The sequence below is a fragment of the Rhodoblastus acidophilus genome, assembly GCF_009720655.1.
GTDB lineage: Bacteria > Pseudomonadota > Alphaproteobacteria > Rhizobiales > Beijerinckiaceae > Rhodoblastus > Rhodoblastus acidophilus_A.
Genome location: NZ_WNKS01000028.1, coordinates 1 through 12,395, shown reverse-complemented (window position 1 = coordinate 12,395; position 12,395 = coordinate 1). Strand labels below are relative to the sequence as shown.

Here is a 12,395-nt window from a genome sequence, read left to right as displayed (position 1 = left end):
TACGGTTTCAGCAAGATCGCTTCGCGACCTGCGAAAACGAAATCGCGCGGAAATCCTCCAGGCGAAGGGCGGATGTCCGCGCGAGTGGAACACGTTTCCGAACGGATCGTTCGGCAATCGCATCAGGCGCCGAACGCGACGCGAACGGCTTGAACGTCCTTCCCCGTCAGCCGCACGGATCGGTTGGCGGGTTCGTCACCCCGAGGAGAGTCGCCGGCCGCCGTTCTCGTCGGCGCGAATTCAAGACGCCCGCGCGCAATCTCAGGTGGCGCGCTTCTCGCGAAGCATGATGGGCGCGACGATCGCCACAATGACGGCGATGCCCAGGACGATCAGCAGCACGGACTGTTCCAGCCAGGAGATCGCGGGAATGGCGAGCCCGAGAAACACGCCGACCAGAGAGATGCGCCAGGATGAGGTGTGCACGCCGGCGATGAACGTGCCCAGGGCGAGCACCGCCAGAACGGCCATGGAGGTCGCATCCGTATCCGCCATGCGGCTGACGTCGCCGACGAACAGCAATTCGATGGTGGCGAGAACAGCCAGCCAATGCAGGACCTGCCGCCAGATGAGCTCAAGGCGTTCCTGTTTGCTCGTGGCGACGCGCCAGCGCGAGACCACGCAGATGATGCCGATCAGAGGCGCCAGCGTGATCCAGTAATAGGTGATCGGCGTTGCTGTGAGGCTGGTGTAGGCCACGCCGAACAGGGCCATGGCCGTAACGAGAAGATAGGGCGCTTCCCGGAAAATGACGGCGCCGAAGCCGGACTTGTGGGCGGTGGATGGGCTGACGCCCGAGTCCTCGAACATCGCTTCTTCTCGTGGTTTGGTTTGCAAGTGCGCGTCACTATCATCCGGTCCGCCGGCATTGGCAAGTTCAAGGATTGTCACACGGGAGAGCGGTCCGGGTCGGCTGCTCATTTTGAGCGTCCGCGCTCTTGCGCCTGTTGAAAATCTCGTCCGAAGTCGCTCATGATGGGAACGCCCGCCTTGAAGGAGCCCGCGCATGAGCGTCTATCGTCTGGAGCCGATCGATTCCGATCATCCCTCCTGGAAATATTCGAAGGAGCAGGAAAAGGTCTGGGCGGCCGCGCCGTCCGAGGCGGCGGCGCGCGATCTCGTCGCCGCACGCTCGGGCTTCGATCCGGCGTCGGGCGGGACTTCGCCCTGGAAGGATCCCGCGGTCACGTCCTGCGTGCTCGATCCCACCCTCAAATATCTGAACGAAAACGACGTGGTCCGGAACGACGGCAGCACGGTGAATTACTGACCTTCGGCCGACCCCGGTCTTGAACAGGCGAGCAAGACGCCACGCCCTGCGGCGGCGTGGCGCGCGCCGTCCGCGCGTCTTTCTCATGGAATCAAAGCCTCCGCTGTCGCCAACCGCGCCATGACGAAAGCTTAATCTGCGCATCATGCAAAGGTAATGCGCCCATCCCATCTGAGGGTTTCCGGGAGCGCCGCTGGTTGCTCCAACAGGAGAACCTGAGATGACACCTTTGCAGAATCGTACTTTTCGTCGTTCCGGCTCGCGCGCGGTCCTGCTCGGCGCGGTCGCCGCGCTCGCGCTTGGCGCCGCCGTTTACCCCGCGGCCACCGTCGTCCACGCCGAAGCGGCCCTTCAAACCGTCGGCGCGACGTCCTTCGCGCCGCTCGTCGATCGCGTGAAGGGCGCCGTGGTTTCGGTGCGCGTCAAAATCTCCGCCGCCGCCGCTGAAGAGGATCGCAACGCCCTTCCGCAGTTCGGCGAAGGCGACCCCATGGAAAAATTCTTCCGCCGTTTCGGCGACCAGGGGCGCCGTCCCAAGGCCGAAGGCGGCATGGCGCAAGGCTCCGGCTTCATCATCTCGAGAGACGGCTACGTCGTCACCAACAACCATGTCGTTGAAAACGCGGCCGGCGACGTCGAACTCGTTCTCGACAGCGGCAAGACGGTCGGCGCGAAAATCGTCGGCAAGGACAAGAAGACCGATCTCGCGCTGCTGAAGATCAAGGAAGCCGGCGACTACGCCTTCGTCCAGTTCGGCGACAAGCCGCCGCGCGTCGGCGACTGGGTGGTCGCGGTCGGCAATCCGTTCGGCCTGGGCGGCACGGTGACCGCCGGCATCGTTTCCGCGCGGGGGCGTGACATCGGCGCCGGCCCCTATGACGATTTCCTGCAAATCGACGCGCCCGTGAATCGCGGCAATTCCGGCGGCCCGACCTTCGACGCCAGCGGCGAAGTGGTCGGCGTCAACACGGCGATCTTCTCGCCCTCGGGCGGTTCGGTCGGCATCGGTTTCGCCATTCCCGCGCAGGTCGCCAAGGACGTGGTCGCGTCGCTGAAGGAGAAGGGCGTTGTGGCGCGCGGCTTCATCGGCGTGCAGATCCAGCCGGTGAGCCAGGACATCGCCGACAGCCTCGGCCTGAAGACGCCGAAGGGCGCGCTGGTCGCCGAAGCCAAGTCCGGCCCCGCCGCCGACGCAGGCATCAAGTCGGGCGACGTCATCGTCGCGGTCGACGGCCAGAATGTCGACGACCCGCGCGAACTCGCCCGCAAGATCGCCGCCTACGGGCCGGGCAAGGAGGTGAAGCTGACCTATCTTCGCGGCGGCGCGGAGAAGAAGGCCGACGTGAAACTCGGAGAGCTTCCCGGCGAAAAGGAAGCGCGCGCGTCCGTGCCGCCGAAGAGCGAACATGCGGCGCTGTCGGCGCTCGGCGTCGAGCTCGCCCCCGCTGCGAACGTGCCCGGCGCGGGCAAGACCGGCGTGGTCGTCGCCGATCTCGATCCCAATGGCGTCGCCGCCGAAAAGGGTCTGCGCGCCGGCGATGTGATCCTGGAGGCTTCGGGCAAGCCTGTCGCCACGCCGGCCGATGTGGTCGCCGCCTTGAGCAACGCCAGGCAGGAGGGTCAGAAGGCCGTTCTGCTGCGCGTGCAGTCGGGCGACAACACGCGCTTCCTCGCGATCGCGACCAGCGCGGTTTCCTGATCGAAACCCGTCCTTGCAATCATGCGTGATCGGCAGGCCCAGCCTGCCGATTTTTTTTTTTCGGGCGCGCCCCGCTTGGCGTGGAACGCGACGCGGCGGCTCATACGATTTCCGAACGATCAGTTCGGAAATCGTATTCCACTCGCGCGGACATCCGCCCTTCGCCTGGAGGATTTCCGTGCGATTTCGTTTTCGCGGATCGCGAAGCGATCTTGCGGAAACCGTATCACAAGCCCGCCGAACCCCGGTTGTTGCGGCTTTCCGACTTTGTTAGCTTAAGCTGGAAAGTTGGAGCGAGCGGGCGCCATGAGCACATTTCCCAAAGACATTTTTTCCGAGAACGACGACATCGATCCCTACACGCTCGACAATCTCGGGCCGCTGAGCGGCATGGCGGGCGTGTGGCGCGCCTATGGCGGCGAGGACATCGCCCCCAAGGCGGACGGCCCGGACAAGAGCATTTTCAGCGACCGGATCGAATTGCAGCCCACCGACCCGCAATCCAATGGCCCGCAGCTGTTCTACGGCCTGCGCTATCACCAGCAGGTCATCAAGCGCGGCGAGAACGGGGTGTTTCACGATCAGAACGGCTATTGGCTGTGGGAGCCGGCCACTGAAACCGTGATCCTGACCCTGTCGATCCCGCGCGGACAGACCGCCATCGCCATCGGCAAGGCGAAGCCGGACGCCAAGACTTTTCAACTGGTCGCCAAGCGCGGCGAAACGGTGAACGGCATCTGCTCGAACCCGTTCCTCGAACACGCCTTCCGCACCGAGGAGTTTCGCATCGACATCACCAAACACGACGACGGCTCGTGGTCCTACGACCAGACGACGTTTCTAAAGGTTCTCGGGCAGGAGGCGCTGTTCGAGCATCGCGACCACAACCGTCTCAAGCGCGTCGGCAAGGCGAAACCGAACCGGGCGGCGCTCAAGGCCGACGCGGAAAAGAAAAGACTGGCGAACAACGCGATCAAGGAAAGCGTCCTCGCCTGATCACTTCCGCCGCACGGCTCCGAAAACGGCTTCGAATCGCTTCAAACCCCATTCGGAGCAGCGCATCACAAAAATCTCGACGCGTCCGGGCGGGCGGGACTGCTGCTTGGCCGCGCAGATCGACAGGGCGAGGGCGGGGAAGACCGTGACGGTGATGACGGCCGCGCCGACGAGGGCCGCCGCGTTCTCGGTGGAGATCTGCCCCTTGCGCACGCCGAGATAGATGATGGCGACCACCAGCGGCAGCGTGACCGAGGTGAGCAGCGCCAAGGCCGGCATATCCCGCTTGTCGAGCGCTTGCCTGTAGAGTTGCAGCGGGGCCGCGCGAATGAACAGGAACAGAAGGCAGAACACGGCGAGGCGCACGATGCTCCACGGGTTGGACGCCAGCGTCGACAGATCGAGTTCGGCGCCGCTGGCGATGAAGAAAACGGGCACGAAAAAGCCCGATCCGATCATGGTCAGGCGCTCTTCCAGAACTTCCGCTTCCGTTCCGTGGACGAGCATGGCGACCGCCAGTCCCGCCGCATAGGCGCCGATGACGATCTCGATGCCGAAACGATTGGCGAGATAGACAAACCCGAGCAACAGGACGAGCGAGGCCCGCACGGGCAGGATTTCGTCATCGGCGAGCCGGCGCAGGATCAGGGATGACGTCTGCTCCGAGCGGAAACGCGCGACGAGAAAGACGCAGCCGATGGACAGGGCCAGGAACAGCAGGGTGATGAGGAGCTGGTCGAGGCGATGATCCTTCGCCAGCGCCACCGAGGCCAGCAGCAGCGGGCCGATTTCGCCCACGGCCGCGGCGCCCAGGACATAGCGCTTCAGATCGTCGCTCCCGGCCGTGGTCTGTCGCAGCACGGGCAGCAGGATGCCGAAGGCGGTGGTCGACAGCGCGATGGCGATCAGCACCGGCGCGTTCACAAATCCGACCAGATACAACAGCGTGACGATGACCGCCGCCAGGGCGAGCGACGTCGACCACGCGATCAGGCCGAGGCGCAGCGCATCGGCGCCGACGGTCTTCAGCCTGAATTCGAAGCCGGCCTGGAAGAACAGGAAGGCGAGCCCCAGCCGGCTGAGGAAATCGATGATGCCGTCGCTGGTGACAAGGCCGGCCACGCTGGGGCCGACCAGCACGCCCATGCCCAATTCAATGGCGACGACCGGGACATTCGCCAGTCCGGGCGCCCGGCTGATCAGGGGCGCCAGAACCGCGATGCAGGAAATGAGCAGGATGTTTTGAAAATCGTTCGGCAAGATGCTCGACCGCCTGTGCTCATGGTGTCCGCGCCGTCACTCGCCCATCCTCACGACGGCGATCCCGGAGGCGCCGCCGGAACCGGTCCTTTCGTGGCGCGCGAAACGGCTTGCGTCAGAGGGCTTTGCGTTCGAGCTTCTCGACACCCTTTTCGAGCTTTCGCCATTCGGACTTGAGCGTCTGGAAGAAGGACGCCTTCGGGTCCTTCTGGCAGGTTTCGATGATGATCGGCACGATCTTTTCGGTCTCGACGATGTCGATCGTGGTCATCTTGGGCTTGCCGGCTTTGGCGGCGCCCGTCGCCCAGTACACGAGCTTGGGTTTGAAGACGTCCTCCGATCCGGTGAAATCTTCGCAGGTCCAATGCGCCAGCCCCTTCTTCGTATCCGCATGGGCGGAGATCGGCAGCAGCGCGACGGCGGCCACGAGGAAAATGCGGGTCATTGCCAAGCCTCTCTTCTGTTGCATCGCCAAGCTTCAAAGAGTGCTGATCGGCGCGCGCAGGTCAAGGGGCGCGCGCCCATTCTGAGCAGGGGGACGCGCCCATCTTGGGGTCAACGCCATTCTTGAGCGCGATCTTGGCGCCGGGGCGCTCCCGCATTGATGCGCTGGATTTCGTCGCCTCGTCATTGAGGACCGGCCTTTGACTATGCAGTTCGTCGCAATCATGCGAAAAAGGACAGGGGCGCATCTGTGACGCAAGGAAAGCTTTGAGTCTCTGAAGGCGCTTTGGATTCAAAGAGTAGCGCTTGGGTTCACTTGCTTTTTTTGCAGGAACGATGACAGCCACGCCCTTGGCGGCTTTTCAGCAAGGCGGTCCAGGGCGCAAAGGGGGGCGATCTATGATGGATTACCATCGGCCTCGGACCCGGGCCTCCGAGATCGAAGACGACTTTACGGACGCCGACAATTATCCTGTTTTCCAATACGCGTATAACCAGTTTCTTTCGGAACATCTCGCGGACCTTTCGCGGGAATTTGACGGCGATCTTCAACAGGTGCTCATCCTGTGCGTCATCGGTCAGGTGTCCATCTCCGAGCGCCTGAAAGCCGCGAAGCCCGAGGAAGGCCAGCCTGCGGGCATCACCGCTTCGCGGCTCGCCGACGTCTGCGGCATTCCGCGCGAGACGGTTCGCCGCAAGCTCAAGCGTCTCGAACAGAAAAACTGGATCAGCTGCAACGGCGACCAATCCTGGACCATCGTCATCAATGAAGGGGTCTCATCGCCGCGAAAGGACCTTTTGCAGCTCGACGAACGCGCGGTCTCCAGACTCGCCAGGTTGCACGCGACCCTGGAAAGGCTGGTGAGGCGCCCGGAAGATGCGGCGCCGCGCAAATGCTCGGCCCGCTGAACGCTTTGCGGCTTATTGGGGCAGCCCTCCGATCCCGGAAGGCGCTCAAAATGGGCGCCCGCAATCTTCTCAATGAGGCGGGCCTCTGCAAAGCTGGAACACTCATGCAGGCGAAAAGGGAATCACGATGAACAGAACGAAACTTGCGCGCTGGACGGGCTTGGCCATGTTGACGTTCGCCGCCGTCGCGTCGCCCCAGATCGTTCTTGCTCAGGGAACGCCCGAGCAGCGGTCGGCCTGCCAAGACGACGCGATGAATTATTGCGGCCCCGAAATCCCCAACGTCCAGTTGATCGAGGCCTGCCTGGAAAGCAGAATGTCGCAACTGTCGCCGGCCTGCCGCGCCGAATTCCAGCCGAACCGCAAGACGCAGTTGCGCAGCGAACATTTCCCTCAATAAGGCGACGCGGCGAAATAAACGCTTCCCCTTATCCGCTGGAATATTGTCCCGTGTCTCGGGCGCCTCCCTTCTCCCCATCGCCCGTCTTTAGACGGGCGTTCTGACGAACGCCCTGCGGCGGGAGAAGGTGGCGCGTCAGCGCCGGATGATACGGTTTCCGCAAGATCGCTTCGCGATCCGCGAAAACGAAATCGCGCGGAAATCCTCCAGGCGAAGCGCGGATGTCCGCGCGAGTGGAATACGATTTCCGAACTGATCGTTCGGAAATTGTATGAGGGGTTCGTCCCTCTCGCACCGATGCGGTTCACTTATACTTCGCCTCGCCTGAGCAGACGCATATCGCCCCGCCGCTACGTTTCCGGCCGCGCCGAGGGCCGAGGCGTCCGGCGCTGTTGCGCCAACATGCGCTCCCGCAGCACATCGTAAACGGGTCGGGCGCCGGCCAGGCTGGCGAACAGCGTCGCCGCCATGCAGGCCGTCAGCATCGGCAGCGCGCAGTCGGGGCGTCCCGTCATTTCCAAAGTCATGACGATCCCGGTCAGCGGCGCGCGGACAACGGCCGAGAACATGGCCGCCATTCCGACCACGCCGCAGATCAGCGCCGAGGGCGCGCCGCCCGGCCAGATCGGTCCCGCGACCGCGGCCGCCAGCGCGCCGAAGGCCGCGCCGATCGCCAGCAGCGGCGCGAACAGCCCGCCCGGAACGCCGGCGGCATAGGCGAGCGGCCCCAGCGCCAGGCGCACGGCCAGAATCAGCAGCAGCGCGTCGACCGTGGGCGGCGCCAACAAAATGGACTGCGCCAGGGCCTCGCCGCCGCCGATCAGATCGGGCTCGAACCATCCGGCGGCGGCGACCACGAGCCCGATCGCGCCGGCCCGCACCACGGAGGGGATCATCCGGAGACGTTCGAGCCCGTCCAGGAACGCCGTCGTCAAAAGGGAGTAGAAGGCGCCCAGCAGACCGAAGGCCGCGCCGAGCGCGAAATGGAACGCAAGCTCGGCCAGCGGCTGATCGACAGGCGCGCCGGCCAGAAACATCTGGGCGTCCCCCAGCGCAAAGCGCGTGATCGCCACCGCGACCGCCGCTGCGGCCAGGGCGGCCAGCATTTGTCGCTCCGTGAAGGCGCGCGTGAGTTCCTCGAACACGAAGACGGCGCCGGCGACCGGGGCGTTGAACGCCACCGCCAAACCGGCGCCCGCCCCGGCGGCGGCGAGCGCCGGGCGACTTTCCCTGTCGCCGACGATCCGGGTGGCGACCAGCGTGCCGATGGCGGAGCCCATCTGCACCGTCGGTCCTTCGCGCCCGAGCGGCAGGCCTGCGCCGATCGCGAGCAGGCCGCCGAAGAATTTTACGGGAACGACGGCCATGCCGGCGGGTTTGGCTTCGCCGCGCATCACCGCCTCGACATGCTGCACCCCGCTTCCGGCCGCGATGGGCGCGAAACGCACGACAAGCCAGCGCGCGATCACGACCGCCGCGACCACGGCCGCGGCCGTCGCGACAAAACCCTGGAGCGGGGTCGCGTGCGCCATCTTGATCAAGACGCCGCGCCATTGGTTGGCGAATTCCAGAACCGCGCGGAACAGACTGCCCAGCACGCCGACCGCCAGGCCCGTCAGCAGGCTCGCGAGCACGATCGACAGAAGAGTGCCACGGCGTTGTTCCATCGCAGTCCAGGGCAAGCGCGTCGACCGCTTCGACACGGATTTATCCAGTGTTGACTGGCGCCCGGCCGGCGGCAAGGGGGCGCGCGCTCATTTTGGGCAAGCGAGGCCGGCGAGGGGCGTCGCCGTGCGTCTCGACGCCGGTCACGTCAGCCTCAGCCCGGGGGCGCAGGCTCAAACATTTCCGTCATGCGGCGCGCAGGTGCGACAGCACCGAGCGCATTTCCTCGCGCAACTGCTCGGCCTGCGTCGACAGCGCGCTCGCCGCCGTCAGCAATTGCCCGCAGGCGTCCCGCGATGTCGCCGTGGCCTGCTCGACGCTGGCGATGCGGGCGGCGATGGCCCCCACATCCGTGGACGTCTCGGTCGCATTGGCGGCGATTTCCCGCGTCGCGGCGTTTTGCTGCTCCACCACCTGGGCGATGCTCGCCGCGAGGTTCTGCGCGGTTTCGGTGGTCTCGGCTATGGCGCCGATCGAGCGCGCGGCGGTCTGGCTCGCCTGCTGCACGGCGGTCATTCGGGCGCCGATGGATTCCGTCGCCTGTCCCGTCTGCGCCGCCAGGGCCTTGACCTCCTGCGCCACCACCGCGAACCCGCGTCCGGCCTCGCCGGCGCGCGCCGCCTCGATGGTGGCGTTCAGCGCCAGCATGTTGGTCTGTTCGGCGATGGCGCTGATGAGACGGGTGATGCCGCCGATTTCGTCGGCCACGGCGCTCATCGACTCGATTTGCGCCTTGCTTTGCTCGGCTTCCCGCGCGGCGGCGGACGAGGCGCTCTGGGTCTGGCCGAACTGATGGGAAATGTCGGCGATCGACGCGCTCAATTGCTCCGCCGCCGCGGCCATCGCATGCACCTTGGCGGCCGCGGCCTGGGTCGCGGAGGTGACGGAGCTCGCCTGCTCGGCGCTCTCCTCGGTGCTTTGCGACAGCGCCTCGACCGAGCTGCGCAGTTGCTGCGCCGCCGCGCCGATGCCGGCGATGACGCCTCCGACGGTGCGTTCGAAATGGTCGCTGAGCGAGATCGCCTGGGCGCGCTGGGCGTCGCGCGCCTGCGCCTCGCGAGCGAGATTTTGTTCGCGCAGGATGGCGTTCTCTTCGAGATTGCGCTCGAACACGGCGACGGCGCGCGCCATCTGGCCGACCTCGTCGGTGCGCTCGGCATAGGGAATGGGAGAGACCGTCTTGCCCGTGGAGAGCAGGTTCATCACCGAGGTCATGGCGATGATCGGCTTGGAAATGGTGCGTCCCACGCCAAAGGCGATCGCCAGGCCGGCGACGACGCCCAGGCTCAGGGCGAGCAGAATGTTGCGCAGCGTGGCGCGGATCAGCGCGGCGGCGCTCTCGGTGATCGCGGCCTGGTCGGCGCGCAAGCCTCCGGCCAGCGCGGCGGCGTCGGCGTCCAGTTCGGCGCTTTGCCGCGCGATCTTGGCGGCCAGCGCCTCGATCGCCTGACGCGCCGCGCCCGCGTCCTCGGCGGCCCCGGCGCGCGCCTCGAAGACGTGGGACAGCTCCTGCGCCAACTCCTGGTTCTTCTCGTCGGCGCGGTCGAGCAGCGGCAGGCGCTCCGACCCGCCCAGCGCTTTTCGCAATCCGGCGATCTCGTCGTTGATCGCGCCGCCGATTTCCGACGCCTTGTCCAAAAAGGCCTCGTCGCCCGTGCGCGCATAGCTCTGGGCGACGAAGCCATAGGCGTTCATGTCGAGGAGCAGCTTGTCGGCGAGCGTCATCAGCGCCGCCTTGCCGCGATAGTCGGAAAACAAAACGTCGAGTCGCGACGTCGAAACATAGGTCCAGGTCGAAGCGGCGGCGAGCAGCACGAGCACGCAGGCGACGCCCAGCGAAATCTTGGTGAAGATGCGGAAATTGGCGATGGCTGCGAACATGGCGATCCCGGGGCTCTTCAACGTGTTGAGACCGGTCGCGGCTGTCATGGCTGCTTAGGGGTCGCGGCAACCGGGGCGACTGCATCGTCGTCAAGCTCAGGTGAATCAAAGCTCATGGGCTGCCGTTCACCTGAATAAGTTGTAACCTCTTAAGAAATTGAAAATGAGGGCGTTACGGTCGTAGAGTGGCTTTTTTTCGCAGGCGGGAGCGCAGACATGACGCGGATTTGCAGACGGCCGCGGGGCGGCGAAGTCCTTCTGGCGTTCCTCCTGCTGCCGCTGCTGCTTGGCCTGAACGTCGCCCGTGCGGAAAACGCCGGCCCGCCCACGCCTTCGGTCACCGAACACAGCATCGCCATCGGCGATCGAAAAATCGCCTTCAAGGCGACGGCCTCCACCGTGCCCGTCAAGGACGCGCAATCGGGCGAAACGCTGGCTGACGTCGCTACCCTCGCCTTCACGCGGGATGCGGCGACTTGCCGCGTCGTCTTCGCCTTCAACGGCGGACCCGGCGCGGGATCGGCCTGGCTCGACCTGGGCGCGGTCGGGCCCTGGCGGCTGCCGCTCGCCGGCGCCGTTCCGTCCACGCCGCCGCGCCTGGTCGACAACCAGGAAAGCTGGCTCGACTTCACCGACCTCGTCTTCATCGACCCGCCGGGAACCGGATTTTCGCGCCTGCCGGCCAATGAATCCGCCAAAAAACATTTTCTGTCCGTGGACGGCGACATCGACATGCTCGCCGCCGTGATCCGGCGCTGGAGCGAGCGCGAGCATCGCGAGACCTGCGCCAAATATCTGCTCGGCGAAAGCTATGGCGGTTTTCGCGCGCCGAAAATCGCCCGCGCCCTGCAAGAATCGAAAAATGTCGGCGTCGACGGCCTGATCCTGGTCTCGCCCGTGCTCGATTTCGCCTGGATCGAGGGGCGCAACAACCCGCTGGTCGACGCCGCCCGCCTGCCGTCGCTGGTCGCCAGCCGCACGGGGGCGAAAAATCGCGCCGCGCTCGCCGACGCCGAAAGTTTCGCGCGCGGCGATTACATCACCGACCTGCTGCGCGGGCCGAACGACGAGGCCGCGCTCGGCCGGGTGGTTGGCCGCCTTTCCACCCTGACCGGACTGCCGGCTGAAACATTGCGCCGGCTCGGCGGTCGCGTCGGGACGCACGACTGGGCGCGCGAGACCGACCCCACCGGCCGCACCATCGCCAGCGCCTACGACGGCGCCGTGCGCGGCCTCAATCCCTCGGTCCATTACGCCGATGTCGCCGACCCCGTGCTCGACGCTCTGCGCGCGCCGCTGGCCCAGGCCATGAGCCGGCTGACGGCCGAAAAGCTCAAACGGCCGGTCGGCGACGTGAGCTACGAAATCCTCAACGACCGGGTCTCGCACGGCTGGGACTGGGGGCAGGGGCGGCGGTCGCAAGAATCCCTGTCCGATCTGCGCCACGTTATGGCCCTGGACCCCCGCGTCAAAATTCTGGTCGCGCATGGCCTGAGCGACCTCGTCACCCCCTATTTCGCCACGCGCCTGCTGCTCGACCAGAGTCTTGCCGTGGGCGCGCCGGACCGAATTGGCTTCATCGCGCTTCCCGGAGGCCACATGTTCTACGCCGAGGAGTTTTCGCGCGCCGCGTTTCGGGATGCGGCGCGAAAGATGATCGAGGGGAATTAGAGCATTTTCAAGCGAAGTGGATGCCGGTTCGCGTGAAGAAAATGCGTCAAAACAAGAATCTAGAGCTTTTTCATGTTTCCATGAAACGTGAAAAAGCTCTAGAGCGCGTTGACATTCATTTTGTCCAAATGAACGCGCTGACAAGGGCGAGCATGGACATGAAGGCTCTGGGCGTTTGTTCGTAGCGTGTTGCGATGCGC

Annotated in this window: 11 protein-coding genes; 6 read left to right on the top strand and 5 right to left on the bottom strand. The window is 65.4% G+C overall.

The features are described from left to right. Positions 1-261: 261 nt before the first annotated feature. On the bottom strand, positions 262-810 hold the full coding sequence (locus tag GJ654_RS19465) for a hypothetical protein (RefSeq protein WP_155447846.1): 549 nt from the start codon (positions 808-810) through the stop codon (positions 262-264). Between the two features lie 196 nt (positions 811-1,006). On the opposite strand from GJ654_RS19465, the gene GJ654_RS19460 reads away from it, so the two are divergent. From GJ654_RS19460 to GJ654_RS19450, 3 genes are all read left to right on the top strand, one after another. After that, positions 1,007-1,270: a hypothetical protein gene (locus GJ654_RS19460; protein WP_155447845.1), complete on the top strand. Its 264-nt coding sequence runs from the start codon at positions 1,007-1,009 to the stop codon at positions 1,268-1,270. Between the two features lie 220 nt (positions 1,271-1,490). Beyond that, positions 1,491-2,969, top strand: coding sequence for a Do family serine endopeptidase (locus tag GJ654_RS19455; protein WP_155447844.1), 1,479 nt, complete (start codon positions 1,491-1,493; stop codon positions 2,967-2,969). 306 nt (positions 2,970-3,275) lie between these two features. Beyond that, the gene (locus GJ654_RS19450; protein ID WP_155447843.1) at positions 3,276-3,965 is read left to right on the top strand and encodes an FABP family protein; all 690 of its coding nucleotides are present in this window, start codon (positions 3,276-3,278) and stop codon (positions 3,963-3,965) included. On the opposite strand, the gene GJ654_RS19445 is transcribed toward GJ654_RS19450, so the two are convergent. Continuing rightward, a complete protein-coding gene (locus GJ654_RS19445) occupies positions 3,966-5,225 on the bottom strand; it encodes a cation:proton antiporter (RefSeq protein WP_155447842.1) in 1,260 nt (419 codons plus the stop codon). 115 nt (positions 5,226-5,340) lie between these two features. Further along, the gene (locus GJ654_RS19440; protein WP_196305629.1) at positions 5,341-5,670 is read right to left on the bottom strand and encodes an HdeA/HdeB family chaperone; all 330 of its coding nucleotides are present in this window, start codon (positions 5,668-5,670) and stop codon (positions 5,341-5,343) included. A gap of 398 nt (positions 5,671-6,068) precedes the next feature. On the opposite strand from GJ654_RS19440, the gene GJ654_RS19435 reads away from it, so the two are divergent. Beyond that, positions 6,069-6,578 (top strand): winged helix-turn-helix transcriptional regulator, encoded by a 510-nt coding sequence (locus GJ654_RS19435; RefSeq protein WP_196305628.1) that lies wholly within the window; start codon positions 6,069-6,071, stop codon positions 6,576-6,578. Between the two features lie 127 nt (positions 6,579-6,705). Next, positions 6,706-6,978 carry a hypothetical protein gene (locus GJ654_RS19430; RefSeq protein WP_155447839.1) on the top strand — a complete coding sequence of 91 codons (273 nt, stop codon included), beginning with the start codon at positions 6,706-6,708 and terminating at the stop codon, positions 6,976-6,978. A gap of 350 nt (positions 6,979-7,328) precedes the next feature. Here the strand turns inward: GJ654_RS19430 and GJ654_RS19425 are convergent, their stop codons facing one another. Together GJ654_RS19425 and GJ654_RS19420 are read right to left on the bottom strand one after the other, a co-directional pair. Continuing rightward, positions 7,329-8,645 carry a chloride channel protein gene (locus GJ654_RS19425; protein WP_155447838.1) on the bottom strand — a complete coding sequence of 439 codons (1,317 nt, stop codon included), beginning with the start codon at positions 8,643-8,645 and terminating at the stop codon, positions 7,329-7,331. Between the two features lie 184 nt (positions 8,646-8,829). Continuing rightward, entirely contained in the window at positions 8,830-10,572 is a 1,743-nt protein-coding gene (locus tag GJ654_RS19420; protein WP_155447837.1) for a methyl-accepting chemotaxis protein, read from the bottom strand. 168 nt (positions 10,573-10,740) lie between these two features. Here GJ654_RS19420 and GJ654_RS19415 point away from each other — a divergent pair, with 168 nt between their 5' ends. Continuing rightward, a complete protein-coding gene (locus GJ654_RS19415) occupies positions 10,741-12,195 on the top strand; it encodes a S10 family peptidase (RefSeq protein ID WP_155447836.1) in 1,455 nt (484 codons plus the stop codon). The last annotated feature ends 200 nt before the right edge of the window (positions 12,196-12,395 follow it).